This is a genomic window from Streptococcus saliviloxodontae, from assembly GCF_016908655.1.
Taxonomy (GTDB): domain Bacteria; phylum Bacillota; class Bacilli; order Lactobacillales; family Streptococcaceae; genus Streptococcus; species Streptococcus saliviloxodontae.
In genome coordinates, this window is record NZ_JAFBEI010000037.1 from 1 (window position 1) to 21805 (window position 21805).

21 protein-coding genes are annotated in these 21805 nt (G+C 40.5%); 17 read left to right on the forward strand and 4 right to left on the reverse strand.

The genetic code is table 11. From position 1 onward, the window contains the following. The first annotated feature begins 351 nt into the window (after window positions 1-351). The 7 genes from JOC31_RS08135 to JOC31_RS08165 all read left to right on the forward strand — a co-directional run bounded on the left by JOC31_RS08135 (window position 352) and on the right by JOC31_RS08165 (window position 7716). Window positions 352-762: a peptide deformylase gene (locus tag JOC31_RS08135; protein ID WP_205017666.1), complete on the forward strand. Its 411-nt coding sequence runs from the start codon at window positions 352-354 to the stop codon at window positions 760-762. A 69-nt stretch (window positions 763-831) separates the two neighbouring features. Next, a complete protein-coding gene (locus tag JOC31_RS08140) occupies window positions 832-1758 on the forward strand; it encodes a glycosyltransferase family 2 protein (protein WP_205017667.1) in 927 nt (308 codons plus the stop codon). Window positions 1759-1831: 73 nt separating this feature from the next. Further along, window positions 1832-2683 (forward strand): dTDP-4-dehydrorhamnose reductase, encoded by an 852-nt coding sequence (gene rfbD / locus JOC31_RS08145; RefSeq protein ID WP_205017668.1) that lies wholly within the window; start codon window positions 1832-1834, stop codon window positions 2681-2683. Between the two features lie 122 nt (window positions 2684-2805). Beyond that, window positions 2806-3492: a hypothetical protein gene (locus JOC31_RS08150; RefSeq protein ID WP_205017669.1), complete on the forward strand. Its 687-nt coding sequence runs from the start codon at window positions 2806-2808 to the stop codon at window positions 3490-3492. 184 nt (window positions 3493-3676) lie between these two features. Continuing rightward, window positions 3677-4132, forward strand: coding sequence for a MarR family winged helix-turn-helix transcriptional regulator (locus JOC31_RS08155; protein ID WP_205017670.1), 456 nt, complete (start codon window positions 3677-3679; stop codon window positions 4130-4132). Continuing rightward, the gene (locus tag JOC31_RS08160; protein WP_205017671.1) at window positions 4125-5963 is read left to right on the forward strand and encodes an ABC transporter ATP-binding protein; all 1839 of its coding nucleotides are present in this window, start codon (window positions 4125-4127) and stop codon (window positions 5961-5963) included. Before JOC31_RS08155 ends, JOC31_RS08160 begins: the two co-directional genes overlap by 8 nt. Beyond that, on the forward strand, window positions 5953-7716 hold the full coding sequence (locus JOC31_RS08165) for an ABC transporter ATP-binding protein (RefSeq protein ID WP_205017672.1): 1764 nt from the start codon (window positions 5953-5955) through the stop codon (window positions 7714-7716). Before JOC31_RS08160 ends, JOC31_RS08165 begins: the two co-directional genes overlap by 11 nt. A 3-nt stretch (window positions 7717-7719) precedes the next feature. On the opposite strand, the gene JOC31_RS08170 is transcribed toward JOC31_RS08165, so the two are convergent. Further along, the gene (locus JOC31_RS08170; protein WP_205017673.1) at window positions 7720-7857 is read right to left on the reverse strand and encodes a hypothetical protein; all 138 of its coding nucleotides are present in this window, start codon (window positions 7855-7857) and stop codon (window positions 7720-7722) included. Between the two features lie 115 nt (window positions 7858-7972). Between JOC31_RS08170 and JOC31_RS08175 the strand changes: the two genes are divergently transcribed. From JOC31_RS08175 to JOC31_RS08195, 5 genes are all read left to right on the forward strand, one after another. Beyond that, window positions 7973-8599, forward strand: a complete 627-nt coding sequence (locus tag JOC31_RS08175; protein ID WP_205017674.1) for a GTP pyrophosphokinase — start codon at window positions 7973-7975, stop codon at window positions 8597-8599. Next, window positions 8599-9282 carry a response regulator transcription factor gene (locus tag JOC31_RS08180; RefSeq protein ID WP_205017675.1) on the forward strand — a complete coding sequence of 228 codons (684 nt, stop codon included), beginning with the start codon at window positions 8599-8601 and terminating at the stop codon, window positions 9280-9282. The genes JOC31_RS08175 and JOC31_RS08180 overlap by 1 nt, the downstream gene beginning before the upstream one ends. Before the next feature lie 37 nt (window positions 9283-9319). Beyond that, on the forward strand, window positions 9320-10549 hold the full coding sequence (locus tag JOC31_RS08185; RefSeq protein WP_205017686.1) for a sensor histidine kinase: 1230 nt from the start codon (window positions 9320-9322) through the stop codon (window positions 10547-10549). After that, entirely contained in the window at window positions 10518-11591 is a 1074-nt protein-coding gene (locus JOC31_RS08190) for an AI-2E family transporter (RefSeq protein ID WP_205017676.1), read from the forward strand. Before JOC31_RS08185 ends, JOC31_RS08190 begins: the two co-directional genes overlap by 32 nt. A 125-nt stretch (window positions 11592-11716) precedes the next feature. Next, a complete protein-coding gene (locus JOC31_RS08195; RefSeq protein ID WP_205017677.1) occupies window positions 11717-12853 on the forward strand; it encodes a permease in 1137 nt (378 codons plus the stop codon). 140 nt (window positions 12854-12993) lie between these two features. Here JOC31_RS08195 and JOC31_RS08200 read toward each other — a convergent pair whose 3' ends face one another. Next, window positions 12994-13902 (reverse strand): LysR family transcriptional regulator, encoded by a 909-nt coding sequence (locus tag JOC31_RS08200; protein ID WP_205017678.1) that lies wholly within the window; start codon window positions 13900-13902, stop codon window positions 12994-12996. A gap of 359 nt (window positions 13903-14261) precedes the next feature. Here JOC31_RS08200 and mvk point away from each other — a divergent pair, with 359 nt between their 5' ends. Genes mvk through fni form a run of 4 tightly spaced genes read left to right on the forward strand, consistent with a single transcriptional unit; the run spans window position 14262 to window position 18051 of the window. After that, complete coding sequence (gene mvk / locus JOC31_RS08205) at window positions 14262-15140, forward strand: mevalonate kinase (protein ID WP_205017679.1); 879 nt, start codon at window positions 14262-14264, stop codon at window positions 15138-15140. After that, window positions 15122-16054: a diphosphomevalonate decarboxylase gene (gene mvaD, locus JOC31_RS08210; protein ID WP_205017680.1), complete on the forward strand. Its 933-nt coding sequence runs from the start codon at window positions 15122-15124 to the stop codon at window positions 16052-16054. Before mvk ends, mvaD begins: the two co-directional genes overlap by 19 nt. Before the next feature lies 1 nt (window position 16055). Then, entirely contained in the window at window positions 16056-17066 is a 1011-nt protein-coding gene (locus tag JOC31_RS08215; protein WP_205017681.1) for a phosphomevalonate kinase, read from the forward strand. Next, on the forward strand, window positions 17053-18051 hold the full coding sequence (gene fni / locus JOC31_RS08220; protein ID WP_205017682.1) for a type 2 isopentenyl-diphosphate Delta-isomerase: 999 nt from the start codon (window positions 17053-17055) through the stop codon (window positions 18049-18051). The genes JOC31_RS08215 and fni overlap by 14 nt, the downstream gene beginning before the upstream one ends. Before the next feature lie 39 nt (window positions 18052-18090). Here fni and JOC31_RS08225 read toward each other — a convergent pair whose 3' ends face one another. Then, entirely contained in the window at window positions 18091-19353 is a 1263-nt protein-coding gene (locus JOC31_RS08225; RefSeq protein ID WP_205017683.1) for a hydroxymethylglutaryl-CoA reductase, degradative, read from the reverse strand. After that, entirely contained in the window at window positions 19350-20522 is a 1173-nt protein-coding gene (locus tag JOC31_RS08230; protein ID WP_205017684.1) for a hydroxymethylglutaryl-CoA synthase, read from the reverse strand. Before JOC31_RS08230 ends, JOC31_RS08225 begins: the two co-directional genes overlap by 4 nt. A gap of 310 nt (window positions 20523-20832) precedes the next feature. Here JOC31_RS08230 and JOC31_RS08235 point away from each other — a divergent pair, with 310 nt between their 5' ends. Beyond that, window positions 20833-21672, forward strand: a complete 840-nt coding sequence (locus JOC31_RS08235) for a thymidylate synthase (RefSeq protein ID WP_205017685.1) — start codon at window positions 20833-20835, stop codon at window positions 21670-21672. Window positions 21673-21805 lie beyond the last annotated feature (133 nt).

The following is a 21805-nucleotide window of genomic DNA, read 5'->3' on the forward strand; positions in this document are numbered from 1 at the left end:
CGAATCAAAGCAAAACTAAAAGGACTTAGTCCTGTGCAATACAGAACTAAATCCCTTCAATAAATATAGTGTCCAACTTTTTGGGGTCAGTACATAGTGATGCTTTTGATGTTGTCTTTAAATAATCCGACAAGTATTTCTTGGCATTTTTTTAAAAGTGTCATGTGATTCTCCTGTTTTTATTTTAGGATATGAAGTGTAGCAATCCAGTCGAGAGCTATATCATGATAAATCATCGAAAAGATCATTTTTCATAGAAGCTCCTTGTTATTTTACATCAATTAATGATAATATAGATTACACCATAATATTAATGTCCAATAGTTTATTAATTGTTTTGAGAGGTCAAGTATGATTCAACCAATATGTAAAGATATATTTTTCTTATCACAGGTATCCGCAGAAGCTAGTCAGGAGGATCTCTATCTTGCTAAGGACTTAGAAGATACCTTACTCGCACATCATGCTGACTGTGTTGGAATGGCAGCTAATATGATAGGTGTCAAAAAGCGGGTGATTATTATCAATATGGGTTTGGGAAATCTAGTGATGTTCAACCCTGTTCTCATCAGCAAGGCATTGCCTTTTGAGGCAGAAGAATCTTGCCTCTCATTGACAGGAAGTCGTCAAACAAGACGTTATCAGAGGATTGAAGTGTCATTTTATGATGTGCAATGGAATAAACAGACGATGACTTTGACCGATTTTCAGGCACAGATTTGCCAGCATGAGCTGGATCACCTAGAAGGCATTATCATTTAGCTTTTTAAAATAGAAATAAATTTTAAAATACGGTATAATGAACAGAATAATAAAAAGAAAGCTATTTTTATGAAAAAATTATCAATTGTTGTACCATGTTACAATGAAGAGTTGACGATAGTACCATTTTTAGAGGCTACGCAAAAAGTCGAGGCTCTGATGGCTAATGAATTGACTTTTGATTATATCTTTGTGAACGATGGCTCTAAAGATAGAACCCTCGAGGTCTTGCGTGAAGTGGCTAGTAAGTTTGACAATGTGCATTACTTGTCGTTTTCACGTAATTTTGGAAAAGAAGCAGGGCTTCTAGCAGGACTTGAAGCTGCGGATGGTGACTTGATTACCGTCATGGATGCTGATTTGCAAGACCCACCTGAATTATTGCAAGAGATGTATGCAAAGATTCAAGAAGGCTATGATGTTGTTGGGACCCGTCGTGCGGACCGCAAGGGTGAGCCCCTAATCCGTTCTCTTTTTGCCAAGACATTTTATTGGTTGATCAACCAAATCTCATCAACAGAGATGGTGGATGGAGCTCGAGATTTTCGTCTGATGACCCGTCAGGTGGTTGATAGTATTTTGGACTTGAAAGAAGTCAATCGTTTTTCAAAGGGGCTTTTTTCTTGGGTTGGCTATGATGTCGCCTATGTTGCTTATGAAAATCGTGAACGTATTGCTGGGGAGACGTCCTGGTCATTTTGGAGTTTGCTCCGCTATTCTATGGACGGTTTCATCAACTTCTCAGAAGCCCCGCTCAATCTTGCCATGTGGGCAGGCGGGGGGTCTTTCATCGCTTCCCTTTTGGGCATCGCCTTTGTGGTTATCCGAAAATTAACCATTGGAGGTAGTATTGCTGGTTGGGCGAGTCTGGTAACGATCATTTTGTTTATCGGAGGCTTACAGTTGCTTGCTCTAGGAATCATTGGCAAATATATTGCGAAGATCTTTTTGGAAACCAAGAAACGACCTGTTTACTTGGTTAAAGAAAAAGGATGAAAATTTTAGTATTTTGAGTTAAAATAGGTATGTATTACATTTAAGTTGCGAACTTAAAAAGAAGGAGACGAACATGATTTTAGTTACTGGTGCAAATGGGCAATTGGGTACAGAGCTTCGCTATTTACTTGATGAAAGAAATGAAGACTATGTCGCTGTTGACGTTGCAGAAATGGATATCACTGATGCAGCAAAAGTAGATGAGGTTTTTTCTGAAGTGAAACCTAGCTTGGTTTATCACTGTGCTGCCTATACAGCTGTTGATGCTGCTGAAGATGAAGGCAAAGAACTTAACTACGCAATCAACGTAACTGGTACGGAAAATGTTGCTAAGGCTGCTGCTAAATATGGTGCAACACTCGTCTACATTTCAACGGACTACGTTTTTGATGGTGAAAAACCAGTTGGTCAAGAATGGCTTGAAACAGACACACCAGATCCTAAAACAGAGTACGGTCGTACCAAGCGTTTGGGTGAAGAAGCCGTTGAGAAATACGCTGATAAGTTCTACATTATCCGTACAGCTTGGGTATTTGGTAACTATGGTAAAAACTTTGTCTTCACCATGCAAGCTCTTGCTGAAAAACACCCACGTTTGACAGTCGTTAACGATCAGCATGGTCGTCCAACATGGACACGTACTTTGGCTGAATTTATGACTTATTTGGCAGAAAATCAAAAAGAATTTGGTTATTACCACTTGTCAAACGATGCTTCTGAAGACACAACTTGGTATGATTTTGCGGTGGAAATCTTGAAAGATACTGAGGTCGAAGTAGCACCTGTTGATTCATCCTCATTCCCAGCTAAGGCAAAGCGCCCACTTAACTCTACTATGAGTCTTGAAAAGGCAAAAGCAACTGGATTTGTTATCCCAACATGGCAGGATGCTTTGAAAGAATTCTACAAACAAGAGAAAAAATAAAAGAGAGAGAACTTGAAACAGCTGTTTTGAGTTCTTTTTTGTTACAAACAGATAGAGATTAGGCTATTGACAGGGGATCTGAAAGCGTTTTATAATAGTAGTGAAGATATGGAGGTTATCTAATGAAAATGAAAAAAGGACTCTTGGTATTGGTTGCTTGCTTTGCTACTCTGCTAGGTGCTAACTCAGTAAAGGCGGACTCATCTATCTACCGTCTCTACAATCCGACTCTTCAAGAGCATCTCTTTACAGCCGATGCCAATGAATACAATGTGTTGGCTTCTAGAGGTTGGAGGCAAGAAGGAACGGCTTGGTATGCACCAGATGGGGGTAGCCCAGTAACACGTCTTTATAGTAAAATCACACATAAGCATCTTTATACCACTGATAGTAACGAAGTAGCTGTCTTGACAGGTACTGGTGCTTGGACGCAGGATGCTATGAGCTTTTACTCAGGGGGAACAGTTCCTGTTTATCGTCTGTACCACGCGGGAATCAAGACCCATCTATTAACGACAGATGCCAATGAATATCAAGTTTTGGCAGGGGCCTGGAATGCAGAAGGTATCAAACTTTATGCTACTGGAATTGGTCGTCCAAGTACTAGCAATAGTAGCTCGGGAACTAGCGCAACAGGAGATCTACCATTTGATCCGAATCGCACCGTCTATGTAACAGGTGGTGGCGAATCAGATGTTTATTGGTATGGTACTGACAAGATGCCACCTCGTACTAATTTGAATAATCTTGTTACCATGACAGAAGGTCAAGCACGCGCTCTTGGAAAACGTCATTCTGAAACGGAATAGAGTAATGTAAGTAAAACGCAGACTAGATTAGCCTTGTTAAGGCTAGTCTAGTTTTTTCTTAACATCAACTACTCTTTAATTAGTTCTCCTGATAACTTTTTCTTGACTTTGTTAGGATTAAGAACTATAATAGTTCCCATGATAACTTATTTGTTCTCATGAAAACTATTTTTAAGGAGGGACTATGGATAATCAATTCCAGGAAATGCGAAATTTTATTGCCATGATGGAACAATTTGTTAGCGAAAAAAGCAAAGAATTCGATGTGGAGCATTTAGGTGGTCCGCAGGGATTTGTTCTCATGCACTTGCTAAGATTTCCGGATAAGGACTTATCATTTAAGGATATTGAGCAGTATTTAAAGATTTCAAAGTCTGTGACGTCAAATTTGATCAAGAGAATGGAGAAAAATGGCTTCATTCATATTGAGCCTTCTCAAAAGGATAAACGTATCAAATATATCCGTTTGACTGACTTTGGTCGTGGAAAGGCAGATCGTTTGGAGAATTTCCTTGACTATGTCCATGGTGTCTTTTTAAATGGTATCTCAAAAGAAGATGCTGAGACCACGCGTCGTGTTATATGGGAAATGAAGAGCAATCTAAGTAGAGAAATAAACAAAGGAGAAGAAGATGTTTAACATGTTTAAAAGACTAAACGCTCAGGAATGGTTTAACATTATCCTCAGTACAGTCTTTATCTGTTTGGCGATTTGGATGGACTTAAAAACGCCAGAGTATTTATCAGAAATTACAAAACTTATTTCAGCCCAAGGAACTACGGTGTCTGATATTATGGAGCCAGGTTGGAAGATGCTAGCTTTTTCTGCAGGTAGTTTTGTCATGGCAGTCTGTGTTGGTTTCTTGGCAGCACGTACTGCAGCTAGTTTCACCAGCCGTGTTCGTGGCGAAATTTTCCACAAGGTAATGGACTATTCTGATGCGGAAATCAAAAAATTCTCAGTACCATCTCTTTTGACACGTACGACCAACGACTTGACCCAGCTTCAGATGTTTATTGTTATGGGGATGCAGGTGGTGACCCGCGGTCCTATTATGGCAGTTTGGGCTTTGACAAAAATCTGGGGTAAAAGTGGTGAATGGACAAGTGCTGTTGCCTATGCTGTCTTAATTGTTATGATCCTTCTACTTGTTTTGATCCTTGTGGCTTTCCCACGTCAGAAAAAAGTACAAGGTCTGACTGATGACCTCAATGCAACAACGCGTGAAAGCTTAGTTGGTGTCCGTGTTGTCCGTGCCTACAATGCTGAAACATATCAAACGGATAAGTTCCAAGAGGAAAATGAAGGTTTGACTAAGCTTAACCTTTTTGTGTATCGTTTGATGAGTTTGATGAATCCTGTGATGACCGTTGTAATGTCAGGTTTGACCTTGGCGATCTACTGGATTGGTGCTCACCTAATCAATGACGTTAAGATGCCTGTTCCAGATGCAGCGATAATGACGTCACCTGAAAAAGTCAAAGCCTTTATTATGGGGTCACAAGAGTTGGCAACTCGTACGAATCTTTTGGCTGATATGATTACTTTCTCTACTTATGCGATGCAGGTCGTTATTGGTTTCATGATGATGGTAGCAATTTTGATTATCTTGCCTCGTGCAATGGTGTCTGCTCGTCGTATCAATGAAGTTTTGGCGCTTGATCCAAGTGTGGACTTTAAAGAAACAACTGAAGGTACATCTCAAGAAAAAGGTCGTGTTGAGTTTCATGATGTTTCCTTCCGTTACGATAAAAATTCAACAGCTGTTATTGAACACGTTTCATTTGAAGCAAGTGCCGGTCAAACGGTAGCCTTCATCGGATCAACTGGGTCAGGGAAATCTACTCTAGTTAATCTTTTGCCACGTTTCTACGATGCCACTGAAGGTTGGATCAAAGTAGACGGCTTGAACATCAAAGACTACAGTCACGATGAGTTGAACAATAAGATTGGTTATATCCCTCAAAAAGCAGTTCTCTTTAGTGGTACTATCCGCAGCAACTTGGAGTTTGGAGATAGCAGTAACAGTCCTCTAACAGATGATAAGATGTGGGAAGCTTTGGACCTTGCACAAGCTAGCGAATTTATCAAAAACAAAGCAAAAGGTTTGGATGAAGAAGTAGCTCAGGGTGGTACTAACTTCTCAGGAGGTCAACGTCAGCGTTTGGCAATTGCTCGCGCCTTGGCACGTAAACCTGAAATCCTTATCTTTGATGATTCTTTCTCAGCCTTGGATTACAAGACCGACCGTATTCTTCGTAGCCAATTGAAAGAAAAAACAAGCGATATGACCAAACTCATCGTCGCTCAACGTATTTCAACGATTATGGATGCTGACCAAATTATCGTCCTTGAAAAAGGAAAAGTAGTTGGTCAAGGAACTCACAAAGAACTTTTGGCAAGCAACCCAGTTTATCAAGAAATTGCTTATTCACAATTATCTAAGGAGGAGTTAGAAAATGAAGACTAAGTCAGAAAAGAAACCTTCGTTGTTGAAGGGAGTGGCTCCTTATTTGAAGGGCTTCCAGTTCTTCATGGTACTCGCTATTATCTTCTCAGCCTGTGCTAGTATCATTACGGTTATTGGACCGGATAAGATTAAAGAAATCACTGATGCCATCATGAAGGGAATCGCTGGCGACATCGATATGGACAAAATCCAGTCAGTTGCTGTTACGCTCATGAGTCTTTACATTGTTGGTGCAGTTATCAATTACCTTTCAGCATTCATCATGTCAACCATGATTCAGCGTTTCGCTCAACGTTTGCGTAATGCGATCGCAGACAAAATCAACAAAGTCCCACTTGGTTATTTTGATAGCCATGAGCAAGGAGATACCCTTTCTCGTGTGACAAATGATGTGGACCTTATGACCCAATCTTTTAACCAATCTTTGGTTACGATGATCTCATCAACGGTTCTCTTGATTGGTTCAATCATTATGATGTTTAAAACTGACTGGCATTTAGCCTTAACAGCTATCATCTCTGTTTTTGCTGGGTTTGCTTTGTCATCAGTGATCATGGTTAAGAGTCAACCGCTCTTTAAAAAACAACAAGATAATCTAGCTAAAGTTTCTGCTTATACAGAAGAAATTTATACAGGACACAATGTGGTTATCAGTTACAATGCCCGCCATGAAACCAAGGAAAAATTCGACAGCTACAATGCTGAATTGAAGCAATCAATGTGGAAATCACAATTCTTCTCAGGGATTATGATGCCGCTCATGCAATTTATCGGTAACTTTGGTTACGTAATGGTCTGTGTGGTCGGAGCAGCTCTAGCTATCGATGATGTTATTACGATTGGTACTATTGTTGCCTTCATGACCTATGTCCGTATCTTTACTCAACCAATCGGTCAAATGGCTCAAGGGATTACTCAATTGCAGTCTGCAAGTGCTGCGATGGGACGTATCTTTGAGTTCTTGAATGAAGATGAAATGGAAGAAGAAGGTCACAAAGAGCGTCAATTGGAAACTGTCAAAGGTCAAGTTAACTTTGAGCATGTTAATTTTGGTTACGTGCCAGAGAAAACCATCATCCATGACTTCACTGCTGAAGCCAAACCAGGTCAAAAAGTGGCCATTGTTGGTCCTACTGGGGCTGGTAAGACCACTATGGTCAACCTTCTGATGCGCTTTTACGAAATCAACTCAGGAAGTATTAAGATTGATGGTGTTGATGTGCATGACATGAGTCGTAGTGAAGTTCACGATGCTTTCTCTATGGTCTTGCAGGATACTTGGTTGTTTGAAGGAACTATCCGCGATAATCTAGTCTTTAACCAAGAGAACATTAGTGATGAGCAAGTGATTGCAGCAACTAAGGCAGTTGGTGTCCACCACTTCATCAAGACACTACCAAAAGGTTATGATACAGTTTTGGATGATTCGGTTACACTATCAGTTGGTCAAAAACAATTGTTGACGATTGCGCGTGCCCTCTTGAAAGATTCTCCATTGTTGATCTTGGATGAAGCAACATCTTCTGTAGATACTCGGACAGAAGAATTAATCCAAAAAGCAATGGACAAGTTGATGCAAGGACGCACTTCCTTTGTTATCGCTCACCGCTTGTCAACAATCCGTAATGCAGACTTGATTTTGGTTATGAAAGATGGCAATATCATCGAACAGGGTAACCATGACGAGTTAATTGAGCAAGAAGGCTTCTATGCTGACCTTTACAACAGTCAGTTTACTGAAGAAGTTGCTTAGTATCTAAAAGACAGAAAAAAGTCTAATAAGAAAGAGTTTGTTTAAAAAGCTTGAGGAATGAGTTAAGGTTTGTTTCGTATAATAGCTACGGACAAGAGCTCTTTTCAAAGTTGAAAAAACAAGCTCTTTTTCTTCTTTCATTTTTTAAGCTTCCTTTTTATTACTGAAATATTCGACAAAGTTTGCTATAATGAACATAATTTAGATTAATTACAGAAAGGCTGAGAGTGTCTAGCTTTCAGAGAATAACCAAGAGATGTCGGAATCAATTTATGGAGAGTTTTCTCAGTATCTCCCATTAATTTTACAGCAAGTCACAGACCACATTATTGCTGCTAACAAGAAGACGAAGGAAGAAACTGGTTTTAAATTGTACGAGCACTTTATCTCTCGGATAAAAGCCAGTGATTCCATGGCTGAAAAATGCCAACGAAAGGGTTTAGAGGTGTGTCCTCAATCTGCTCTTCGTTCTATTCGTGATAGTATCGGTATCCGAATTGTATGTGGTTTTGTGGACGATATCTATAAAACGGTGTCAGTCATCAAGGCTATTCCAGGTGTCAGTATCTATAATGAGAAGGATTATATCAGTAAAGCAAAACCAAATGGTTACCGCTCTTACCACCTTATTTTAGAGATGGAGACAGATTATCCAGATGTCCTTGGAAATGCCAGAGGTTCTTATTTTATTGAAGTGCAACTTCGCACTATTGCTCAGGATTCTTGGGCAAGTTTGGAACATCAGATGAAGTACAAACACGATATTAAACACCCTGAAATGATTACGAAAGAATTGAAACGTTGCGCAGATGAGCTGGCTTCATGTGACCTGACCATGCAAACCATTCGTAATCTCATTCAAGAAAGTAGTGAGGACAACTAATGAAGATTTTACTTGCAGAAGACGAAGTGCAACTTTCGAATGTTTTCAAGGCTGCCATTACACATCAAGGTTATGATGTCGATACTGCCTACAATGGTCAAGAAGCAGTTGATTTGGCTGCCAAAAACCCTTACGATGTCATCATAATGGATATCATGATGCCTATAAAAACAGGTCTTGAAGCCCTTCGTGAGATTCGTTCGACAGGAAATCAGACCCATGTGATTATGTTGACCGCAATGGCTGAGATTGATGACCGTGTGACAGGACTGGATGCTGGGGCAGATGATTATTTGACTAAACCCATTTCACTAAAGGAATTATTGGCACGTTTACGTTCTTTGGAGCGTCGTGTGGAGGTGACCTTCACCCAAAACCTTCTCCAAAAAGGGAATATCACGCTCAATGTCTCTGAACAAGAACTGTCAGCGGACAATAGTGTCCGTTTGGCAGGCAAAGAAACCAAGCTACTGAGTTTCTTTATCTTGAATCAAGGAAAGCAACTTAGCACAGCTGATATTTTCAAGCATGTTTGGGCTGGAGATACAGAGAGTGATGAGCGTCTAGTCTATATCTATGTCTCTTATCTGCGTCAGAAACTACAGGCTGTACAAGCCGATGTCTGGATTGAAGGAGAAGAAGATGGTGATTTTGCCTTGGTTGCGTGCCAGAAAGAAGAGTAAGTCTCGAGAAAGAAGCTCATCGTCTGACAATGCAAAAATGTTTAGAAGCCTGAGGCTTCGCTTTGTTTTACTGGCCTCCTTTGCAGTTGTGATTGTCTTAACGACAACTGTTGGTGTGATTACGGGGGTTCGTTATCTTCAAACGAACACTAATGTAAAAAGTATTTTGACTGCGCTGGTTGAAAATGACGGTGATACCCCTAGCTTATCTGAAGCGAGTAAGACCATAGGGACGGCTGTTACGGAAGAGACGATCTATTCCTACCGTTATTTTTCGGTGACCTTAGATAAGGATGGGGAAATTGTTAAAACTAACAGTCGCAGTTTTGCAAGTTTTACAGATGACGAGATTTCAAGCTTTGCCCAGAGAATTAATAAAAGCATATCCAAGTCAGGAACAATACATGACAATAGTGTTTATTATTCCTACCAGATTAAGAAGAGCAAGACAGGTACCTTGATCGTTGTTCTTGATTCAACAACTTATTATTCAGATGCTTTTGAATTAACCTGGGTCGCTGTTCAGATTGCTCTACTCTGTATGCTTGTTTTTATGTTTTTGATTTCAAGTATGTCCCGTTATGTCATAGCACCATTTGTGCGTAACTATCAAAGACAACGTCGCTTTATTACGAACGCAGGGCATGAGCTCAAGACGCCTTTGGCTATTATTTCGGCTAATAATGAGTTGGTCGAGTTGATGAACGGAGAGTCTGAGTGGACCAAGAGTACAGCTGATCAGGTGAACCGTCTAACAGGTCTTATCAACGGTTTGGTAGCCTTATCGCGATTGGAAGAACAGCCTGATATTGTCTTAACTGATTTGGATTTTTCTGATATTACTGAGGATGCGGCTGAAGATTTTAAAGGTCCAGTGATTAGAGACGGCAAGACCTTTACGATGACAATCGAACCTGATATTCATGTTAAAGCAGAAGAGAAATCTCTCTTTGAGTTGGTGACCCTTTTAGTGGATAATGCCAATAAGTATTGTGATGATAAGGGGCATATTTCGGTGACCTTGAGTCAGATTGGTCGCCGCCGTAAGAGAGCTAAGCTTGAAATTTCAAATAGTTACGCTCAAGGAGCAACAGTTGATTACAGCCGTTTCTTTGAACGTTTCTATCGTGAGGATGAGTCTCATAATAGCAAACGTAAAGGCTATGGCATCGGGCTGTCGACTGCCCAGAGCATTGTTCGTATTTTCAAGGGTCGTATCGCAGCATCTTTTAAAGATGGTGTCTTTACGATCACAGTTATTATATAGAAAAGGAGTTGTTTTGGAACCTCAAACACTTTGGAGTCGCTTTTTAGCCAATATTCGTCTCAGACGTGCCGTGGTTTTGCTTATTTTATTAGCAGTGCTTTACTACGCTAGCAGTATGTTGAGTTTAATGCTGTTAACCTTTATCTTTACCTTTTTGGTGTTGCGATTGGTTCATTTTATTCAAAAATATCTTCCTATCCCAACATCGTTCATTGTGATTGTGACATATTTGCTACTTATCTTTGGGATTTATGTTGCTGTGACCAAATATGTGCCTCAGCTGGCTTATCAGTCAGAATCTATTGTGGATTCAGTATTACGTTTTTATAAAAATCCTTCTAAAGATGCCAGTATCATCTTGGACTATGTGTCAAAATACATCAGTCAAAACGATATCCAGCAGCAATTGTCTCATGGTGCTCAATGGCTGATTAAATCCTTATCGACATTGAGTAGCATGGGAATGACGCTTACCATGTCATTGTTGCTTAGTTTCTTCTTTACCTTTGAAAAAGAGCAACTCTTTCGCTTTTTCAATCGCTTTTTAGAAGGTCCAAATGCTTGGTTGTTTCAAGATACCTACTATTTCGGTAAAATTTTTACACGAAACTTTGGGCTAGTCATTGAAACTCAGTTATTGATTGCTATTATCAACACGAGTCTGACGACCCTTTGTCTTTACTTTATGGGTATCAGCCAATTGTTGAGTTTGGCTCTGTTGATTTTTATTCTGAGTTTGATTCCGGTAGCAGGTGTCATCATCTCAGCGATTCCTCTATCCTTTATTGCTTATTACGCGGGAGGAATTCGAGATGTCATCTATGTCTTGATTATGTTGGTTGTGGTACACGCCTTAGAGTCTTATCTCCTTAACCCTAAATTGATGTCTAGCAGGACAGAGCTACCGATTTTCTTAACCTTCGTTACCTTATATGTTTCAGAGCATTTCTTTGGTGTTTGGGGACTTTTGGTTGGTGTGCCGACCTTACTCTTTATCATTGAGGTTCTGGGAGTTAACTACAGTGATAAAAAACGACAATAGCAAGCGTTACATGAAAACAAGGCTGAGTTGCATTAAAGCTCAGCCTTATTATAGTTTATCTTTTAGGAAGTCTAATTGTTTTAACTAGCCTTACAACAGGTTAGGGTGAATTGAAAGGAGAAGTTGTGACAGAAGAAAAAGTGACTCTGGAGCTTCCTTTGGAGGTCAGTCAAGCCTTGAAGTTGACATCGGGTGATCAGCTTGTGGCGACCTTGAATCATCGTCAATTGGTGATTGAAACGTCTCAACAAATGGAGGTATCATCCATTAAAAATTGGCACTTAGGTCTTATCAACATGCTGGTAGGTCTCTATTTTTTCTTATCTCAAAGTGCATCGCATACTAGTCAGCTAGCCTTATCAGGTCCTAGCTCAATTGCTACCTATACCATTACAGTCTCAGGGATTATTGGAGTGGCTGTTTTTGTCTTTTATTTTTATCGAAATCGTCAGATTTTCCTAGAGGGCTTACCCAATCGTCTTTTTTGGAGAATCTTGATGCCAATCACGTTGGCCTTTGGTGTCATTTTAGGTTTGATTGTGATAGGATTTTTTTGGTTGATGGGTTACCTGTTTCAGGGTGTATCGTTTGATGTGTTGACGGCTAGTATCATCGTGACAGTTTCATCATTTGCCACATCGGTGGCTATGGCAAGAACGGCAGTACTGCTACGGGCTGATTGGTTGACTTCTTTGTTTACGGTAATTATCATCAGTGGTGTTGTTTTGGCGATGGCGACCAATAGTAGCCGTCAATGGTGGCAGGTTAACCTGAGTTTTCTAGGGACACAGAAGGCAATTGCGTCATGGCAGTTCAATCTAACCTTAATTTTATCTGCTTTGATATTACTGGTTTTGGTTGACTATTTATTTTCAGCTTTAAGTGCACGCTTTGGTAGGTCCATGAGGTTATTGATTTTAAGAGGCTTGTTATCTGCCTTAGCCTTTGATTTGGGAGCCGTTGGCTATTTTCCAAACGACCTGACCTACCATCATCTTCATACCGAGTTAGCTGGTTATTTGGTCTATATTATCATTGTTTTGATAGTCGGTGTAAGGTGGCTAGTTCCAAAGATTAATCGTGATTTTCAGTTGATGTCTTATGGGATTGGCTTGATTTTGATAGGTCTAGAATTGCTCTTTAAACCCATTGGTTACCTTTCTTTGACGGCATTTGAAATGTCAGCTTTTCTCTTAGCTTTTACGTGGTTGGTGATTCTAATTGCCCAATTAGAGCAGTTGATTGATCATAATGAAAAGTAAGTTCTTTTGCTGGTTAAAAGGTCCCAAGACACCGTTGATTAGCTATCTGCAGTGGACAAATGTCATCTAGTTGATGTCAATCGCCACAAATACCTTGTAGTAACCTCAGGTTCAAGAACTGAGATTGCTACAAGGTATTTTTACTTATGAGAGTCATTGTGACTGGCAAGGCTTTCCTTAACCGCTGTGATAAAGGCGTCTGAGATAGCACTTTGTTTTTGCTTTTGATTGGTAACAAAACCGAGTGTATGAAGAGGACTATCTGTTAGTGGGGTGAGGACAATCTGATCTTTGATAAAACTATTAACAATGCCAAGACCAGATGCGTAGGCATTAGTGGCACAGAGGAGGTTCATGATGGTACCACGGTCATTGGCATAAAGCACGCGTTGATTTTCCAAGACATCCAGAGGATCTTCGTCGAAGGTAATACCTGATTTGTCCTGACGAAATCTCACTTGAGGGTAGTCTCGGAGGTCTTCGTTACTAAGATTAGGTTTATGAGCGAGAGGATGCTCACGTCCAAGGAAAATACGGGTTTGAAACTCCCCTAATGGTGTAAAAGCTAAGCCCAAGTCTCTGATGCTGCGCTCTAAAATATGTCGGTTGCTATCATCTAGATAGATGATTCCTAAGTCACTCTCAAAGGATGCAACGCTCTCTAAAATACGTTTGGTCGTCGTCTCGATGAGTTGAAATTCTTGATAATCCTCTTGAAATTGCTCAGAAATGGTCGCCAGTGGCAATGACAAGAAATCATAATGGTGTGACGCGATGGTAAAACTTTTTTTAAAGCGTTTACGATAGCGCTCTTCAAGGAGGTCAAGCTCACCCAAAATCCTTTTGGCATACTTAAGAAAATCATGTCCGTCATCTGTTAATTTAGCACCAGTATTTGATCGTGTGAAGAGTTTGACACCTAGTTCAGCTTCTAAATCTCTAATAGATGCTGAGAGATTGGGTTGGGTAACAAATAAGGTCTTCGCAGCTTCACTAAACGAACCAGTGGCGGCGATAGTTTCAACGTAACGGCATTGTTGGATATTCATGGGTAACCTCCTAAAGCAAATATAAGTCTTTTTCATTATAACAAAATGAAAAAAAGAGAAGAAGTGTCTATCTGATAGAAAAAAACTATAAGCATATAAGCAAAATATATGACTGGCTATCAGATATTTTGATAGGAGTGACCGCTTTTATATGTCGCTTCTATTGGTATTTTTTACAACAACGACAGAATGGATACTACACTTCAGATTTCTTAGAGTCATTTAATAATTGCTGTGGTGTTGTTTTAACTCTCCCTTACAAAAGAAGCGACAGAAGTGATGTAATCTTGTGTAAACAATCGCAATTTTTGCCGCTTTATAGTAAAATAGTAGGGATAGAAAGAATGTATGAATAAGATATGACTAAGAAAATTGGAGTGGGGAAGGCCCACAGTAAGATTATTTTGACAGGGGAGCACTCAGTAGTTTATGGTTACCCAGCTATTGCTCTCCCTCTTAAAAACATTGAGGTGATTTGTCACTTCCAAGAAGCCCAAGAAGACTTGATCTTGGATCTCACAGACCCCCTATCAACGGCAATTTTTGCTGCACTGGAGTATCTGGAAGTAAGGAATCGTCATTTTGCTTATGAGATTGAGTCTACTGTTCCTGAAAAACGAGGGATGGGATCATCAGCAGCAGTCGCTATTGCTGCTATTCGAGCAGTTTTTAATTATTTTGACAAACCTATCGATGGTCAGATTTTGGAAATGTTGGTTAATCAAGCTGAGATTATTGCCCACACTAATCCGAGTGGATTGGATGCCAAAACTTGTTTGAGTGATTGTGCCATCAAATTTATCCGAAATGTTGGTTTTTCAGATATCCTTATCGACTTGGATGCTCATCTCATCATTGCAGATACTGGTATCCATGGTCATACCCGAGAAGCTGTTGAAAAGGTAGAAGCTATGGAAGAGAAGGCTTTGCCTCTTCTTCATGGTTTAGGCCAATTAACTGACCGTATTGAACTTGCTATTGCTGATAAGGATTTGGATAAAATTGGACAAGCGATGACGCTGTCACATCAACTTTTGGAAGAGCTGCAAGTATCATCACCTGAAGCCAATCACCTGGTAGCTATTGCCCTTGAACAAGGTGCTCTAGGAGCCAAAATGTCGGGAGGCGGACTCGGAGGCTGTATTATCGCTTTGGTGAAAACGCGTGAAGCAGCTCAGCATTTAACAGAAAAACTAGAAAAAGAAGGAGCCGTAAACACATGGATAGAAAGCCTGTAAGTGTCAAATCTTACGCTAATATTGCCATTATCAAGTACTGGGGGAAGGAAGACGCTGAGAAGATGATCCCTTCTACCTCAAGTATTTCTCTGACTTTGGAGAATATGTACACGGAAACCAAGTTGTCTTTTTTGGAAAATGGCAGTGCTGACCAAATGTTTATTGACGATATTGAGCAAGGTGAAAAAGAACTTATCAAGGCAGGCAAGGTCTTGGACCTTTTCCGAAAAGATCCAAGCCAGTATGTGAAAATCGAAACTTGGAATAACATGCCGACCGCAGCAGGTTTATCTTCGTCATCGTCAGGGTTATCTGCCTTGGTTAAGGCTGCCAACGACCTCTTTCAGGCTGGGAAAAATCAATCTGAACTCGCTCAGATTGCCAAATTTGCTTCTGGTTCGTCCTCACGCTCCTTTTTTGGACCGCTTGCTGCTTGGGACAAGGATAGCGGAGAGGTTTATCCTGTTAAGACAGACTTGGATTTAGCCATGATTATGTTGGTCTTGACCGATCAGCGTAAGCCCATCTCAAGCCGTGATGGCATGAAAATTTGCACGGAAACCTCGACATCATTTCCAGACTGGATCAAGCAGTCTGAACAGGATTACAAGGCTATGTTGACCTATTTGGCTGAAAATGATTTTGAAAAGGTTGGTCAGTTGACGGAAGCCAACGCCCTTCGTATGCACGAAACGACAAGAACAGCAACGCCTAGCTTTTCTTACTTGACCGAAAAATCCTATCAAGCCATGGAGCGTGTCAGAGAGCTCCGTGAAGCTGGTGAGTCTTGCTATTTCACCATGGATGCAGGACCAAATGTCAAAGTTTTGTGTCAGACTAAGGACTTAGAGAGACTAGCAGCTCTTTTCAGTCAAGACTATGACATTATCGTCTCAAAAACAAAGGAACTCTAAGATGAAAGACGTTCAAGTAACCACAGGTGGCAAGCTTTATCTGGCTGGTGAATATGCTGTGCTAACTCCTGGACAGACGGCACTTATTCATTATATCCCCATCTGTATGACGGCAAAAGCCTGTCTAGCTCAAGAGACTAAGCTGTCTTCTGATATGTTTGCTTATAGTGTTGACAGGACTTTTGATTGCAATTACCAGCTGATTCAAGCCAGTATTGATACCTTTGAGGCTTATTCTGGTCAGACCTTGCCAGATTTTGAGCTATCTATCACTGGGAAATTGGAGCGTGACGGTCTGAAATTCGGTATTGGCTCAAGTGGTTCAGTGACTGTGCTAACCATTAAAGCCTTGGCAGCGCTGGTTGACCTAGACCTTTCTTGCGATACTCTCTTTAAGTTGGCAGCCTACACCTTGATTAAACTGGGGGATAACGGCTCAATGGGAGACATTGCTTGTATAGCCTACGAAAAGTTGATTGCTTATCGTTCCTTTGACCGCCAGAAAATAGCAGAGCAGATAACAACTAGTGATTTAGAAAGCTTATTAGATCAGGATTGGGGTTACGAGATTGAAGTGCTGACGCCAAAATTAAGAGCAGACTTTTTAGTAGGTTGGACACGACAACCAGCCATTTCGAGAGACATGATTCAAGCTGCTAAATCCCTGATTGACCAATCCTTTTTGAAAGAAACAGAAAAAAATGTTCAAATCACCAAACAAGCTCTTTTAACAGCTGATAAGGAATCCCTGAAGGCCGGTCTTCAAAAGATTTCAGACCTCTTGGAGGGGCTCAGCTCAGCTATTTATGTTGATCAATTAAAAGCACTCAAAGAAGCAGAGCAGGGTTTAGATGTTATCGCTAAATCTTCTGGCTCTGGTGGTGGCGATTGTGGGATTGCCCTATCATTCTCACCAGAAGCTAGCCGAGAATTGATTGAGCGATGGCAGGCAAGAGGCATTGAGTTATTGTATCAAGAACATTGGATTGAGGTAAGAGATGACAAACCGTAAAGACGATCATATCAAGTATGCACTCAAGTATGAGTCGCCCTACAACTCTTTTGATGATATGGAGTTGATTCATTGTTCGCTTCCGACCTATGATTTGGCAGAGATTGATTTATCCACGCATTTTGCTGGTCAGGACTTTTCTTTTCCCTTTTATATCAATGCCATGACAGGTGGTTCGGAAAAAGGCAGAGTCGTCAATCGTAAACTAGCTCAGTTAGCAGCAGCTACAGGATTAGTCATGGTGACAGGCTCTTACTCAGCTGCCTTGAAAGATCCCGATGATGATTCCTTTGATTTTCGTTCAGAAAATCCTGACTTGCTTCTAGCAACTAATATTGGTATTGATAAGCCAGTCGAATTAGCTCAGCAAACCCTTGATGAGATGAATCCGATTTTCTTACAGGTACATGTCAATCTCATGCAGGAGTTATTGATGCCAGAAGGTGAACGTGTTTTTCGACCATGGAAGAAACATATAAAAGATTATGCAACAAAACTTGAAGCACCGCTTATTCTCAAAGAAGTTGGCTTCGGCATGGATAAGAAAAGCATCCGTTATGCTATGGAAGCTGGTTTTACCACCTTTGATATCTCAGGACGTGGTGGGACTAGCTTTGCCTATATTGAGAACAAGCGAGGAGGGGATCGTTCCTACTTAAATGAATGGGGACAAACAACAGTTCAAACACTTTTGAACCTTCAGGATCTGACTGACGAAGTTGACATTTTAGCGTCAGGTGGTGTCCGTCATCCGCTTGATGTGATTAAGTGTTTGGTCTTGGGTGCCAAAGCAGTAGGACTTTCTCGGACAGTCTTAGAGCTGGTTGAGCGTTACCCGCTGGAAAAATGCATTGCTATTGTCGAGGGATGGAAAGATGACTTACGTCTCATTATGTGTGCCCTAGATTGTAAAACGATAGCAGAGCTAAAAAAAGTAGACTATCTTTTATACGGCAGATTAACTGCTGTCAAACCTATCCGATAAAACAAAAACGTTTGGAACCATACCTGTTCCAAACGTTTTTTAACTAAGTTTCGCTAATAGTTGCTTAGCAGTTTCAAGATTGAGGTGTTTTTCTTGTAATAATTGTTTGACTAGGGTTGGGACCTGTTCTTCCTTGGCACCAGCTAAAAGCGCTAAAGATTTGGCTTGTAATTTCATATGACCTGACTGGATACCAGTAGAGGTTAGAGCCTTAAGCGCCGCGAAATTTTGAGCCAATCCTAGAGAGGCAATTAAACGAGCTAGTGTTCTAGCATTAACATTTCCTAAAATATCATGAGCAGCAACAACACTTGGGTTAAGTCCGATAGAGCCTCCTTTGGTAGCGATAGGAAGAGGAAGTGTCAGCTTGCCCTTTATTTTTTGAGCCTCCTGATCATAATGCCATTGGCTTAAGCCTCGATAATGCCCATCTTGGCAGGCATAGGCATGAGCACCAGCCTCAATAGCTCGCCAGTCGTTGCCTGTCGCTAGGACCAAGGCATCGACACCGTTGAAAATCCCTTTGTTATGCGTTGTTGCACGATAAGGATCGACTTGGGCCAGCTGGCTAGCAAGTTCCATTTTTTGAGCTAATCGATGGGCTTGGTCTTTATCACGTGACAAAAAGCGTAGATCCACTGTACATTCAGCAGTGACAAGACTTTCTGTTGCATAGTTTGAAAGGATGGCCATTAGAGACTTACCTTGAGTCATAATTTCAAGGTCTGGGACCAAGGCTTCCATCATGGTATTGACCATATTTGCTCCCATAGCTTCTTGTGTATCTACGCTGAGATAAACGATAAGGAAATCTTCCTTATCCTCACACCAGATATCCCTTGCCCCTCCTCCACGTTTGACAATAGAGGGATGGGCTTGGTTAGCCATGTTTATCAGGTTTTCTTTGGCTGTTAGAATGGTTTGATGAGCGTTATCTTTATCGCTGATATCATAGAGAGCCACTTGCCCAATCATTAAGCGTTGGTGAATGTGTGTTTTAAAACCGCCAGAACGTTTGATCAATTTAGCTGCGAATGAGGCGGCAGCTACGACTGAAGGCTCCTCAGTTACCATAGGTAGGTGATAGATGCTTCCATCGACTTGGAAATCTGGTGCTAAAGCAAAAGGGAGAGATAGGGTTCCGATAACATGCTCAGCCATTTGATTAGCTGTGGCTAAAGGGAGAGAAGCACTCTCTAAAATTGTCTTATCCTCAGGAGATAAAAGAGCATTTGATTGCAAATGCTCTAGACGTTCTTGAGGTGTTTTTTTCGAAAAGCCAGTCCATGAGATAGAGGTCATTTCATTTTTCCTTTGTAGATACGTTTGTGTCCTTGGATGCTTTCGAGATAGAAAGCTCCTGTTTGGTAGCTGTTAAAGTCTGTATTGCCTTCATCATCTAAAGTGATATCTTCGTAGAAGAGTTGTTCGTATTGCTCTACTGAAATAACTTGACGTTGGTTTAAATCATCCAAACGGTCTTTGTGGAGCATTTTTTCATAACCTTCTACTAAATTGGCGCTAAATATCTCACAAACTGCCCCTGATCCGTAAGAGAAGAAGCCAATCTTGTCTCCTGCTTTAAGGGTGGTACTGTTTTCTAAGAGAGATAGCAAACCTAGATAGAGAGAGCCAGTATAGATATTTCCGACCAGACGACTGTATTGGATAGAATGGTCAAAATTATCTTGTAGTCTTGTCTTGACGCTATCTTCAAGCGACTTGTCCATAATTTTATTCAAGCCTTTAAGGGCTAATTTGGGAAAGGGAAGATGGAAACAAAAGGCGTCAAAGCTTGAGAGATCTGTTTCTTGGCGTTTTTGGTATTCAGACCAAGTCGTCTTGAGACAGTCTAAATACTGTTTTGTTGAAAACATTCCATCTACGAAAGGTGTGCTACTGTAGTTTGGACGCCAAAAGTCGTAAATGTCTCGTGTTTGTGCAAGATTGTCATCGTTAAAAGATAATATACGAGGTTCAGCTGTTACCAACATAGCCACAGCCCCAGCTCCCTGTGTAGGCTCTCCAGAGCTGTTGATGCCATACTTAGCAATATCAGAGGCAATGACTAGAACACGCGATTTAGGGTGTTTTTCAATGTGAAGTTTAGCATAATCCAGCCCAGCTGTCGCAGCATAGCAGGCTTCCTTCATCTCGATAGCTCTTGCAAATGGTTGAATACCAAGCAGTTGATGAACATAGACAGCCCCAGCTTTTGACTGGTCTACACTGGATTCCGTCGCTAAAATCACCATATCAATAGTAGCTAAGTCTTCTTGGTCCAAGATAGATGCTGCGGCATCGGTCGCTAAGCTGATGATATCATCTGTAACAGGAGTGATGCTGAGAGCATCTAACATAAGACCTTGGCTAAATTTTTCAGGTTCTTGGTTTCTAGCTTGTGCTAGATCCTTCATTTGTAAGACATACTGACTGGTCGCAAAACCAATCTTATCAATTCCGATTGTCATGGAAATTCCTTTCAAACATTAGTGTCATACATTTTCATGAGTAATCCATCAATGATTTTACCATATTTTAAGCATTTAGACTTGAAAAAAAGTTTTTCCTTTCATCTTTCAAACTATTTTTGTTAAAGTTTTCAGGTATTTGCTTCTATTTTACAATGTTTATTCTGATTGTAGCTAGGCTAATGTTGTATAGGTTAGGAGAGCCCAAGAGCTCTTTCTAGCTTTATTTACCTGTAATCACTTCTTTTTCTAGCATTTTAGAATGAATTTAGATAGAATAGATAAAGTTAATTTTTAGGAGAAGAGAAAGATGACAAAAGCAGATCTTATTTTTAAAGACAATATCACTAAAATCATGACAGAAGGGGTCTGGTCAGAACAAGCACGTCCAAAGTATAAGGATGGAAGCACAGCCAATTCAAAATACATCACAGGTAGTTTTGCAGAGTATGACCTTTCAAAAGGAGAGTTTCCAATCACCACTTTACGTCCTATCGCTATTAAGTCAGCTATCAAGGAAGTTTTTTGGATTTATCAAGACCAAACCAATAGCTTAGACGTTTTAGAAGACAAGTATAATGTTCATTACTGGAATGAGTGGGAGGTTGGTGAAAGCCGTACGATTGGTGAACGTTATGGTGCTATCGTCAAAAAGCATGACATTATCACGAAACTCTTGAAACAACTAGAGGACAATCCGTGGAATCGTCGTAATGTCATCTCTCTTTGGGATTACGAAGCCTTTGAACGCTCCGAAGGACTGCAACCATGTGCCTTTCAGACTATGTTTGATGTGCGTCGTGTTGATGGTGATATTTACCTTGATGCGACCTTGACGCAACGGTCAAATGATATGTTGGTTGCTCATCATATCAATGCCATGCAATACGTTGCTTTGCAAATGATGATTGCTAAGCACTTTGGCTGGAAGGTTGGTAAGTTTTTCTATTTTATCAATAACCTTCACATTTATGACAACCAGTTTGAACAGGCTGAGGAGTTACTCCGACGCGAAGCGACGGATTGTCAGCCTAAATTAGTGTTAAATGTACCTGATGGAACAAACTTTTTCGATATTAAACCAGAAGATTTTGAACTCTTGGATTATCAACCGGTCAAACCACAACTTAAGTTTGATTTGGCAATTTAAGAAGGTCCGTCTATTAGGAAAGTTTTTCAGAGCTTTTTAACACGACAAACGCATGAAGAAAATATCGTTTTCAGAAATTAATTTCATAAACTAGATAAACGACCTCCGGTATAATAGTAGTGGAGGTCGTTGT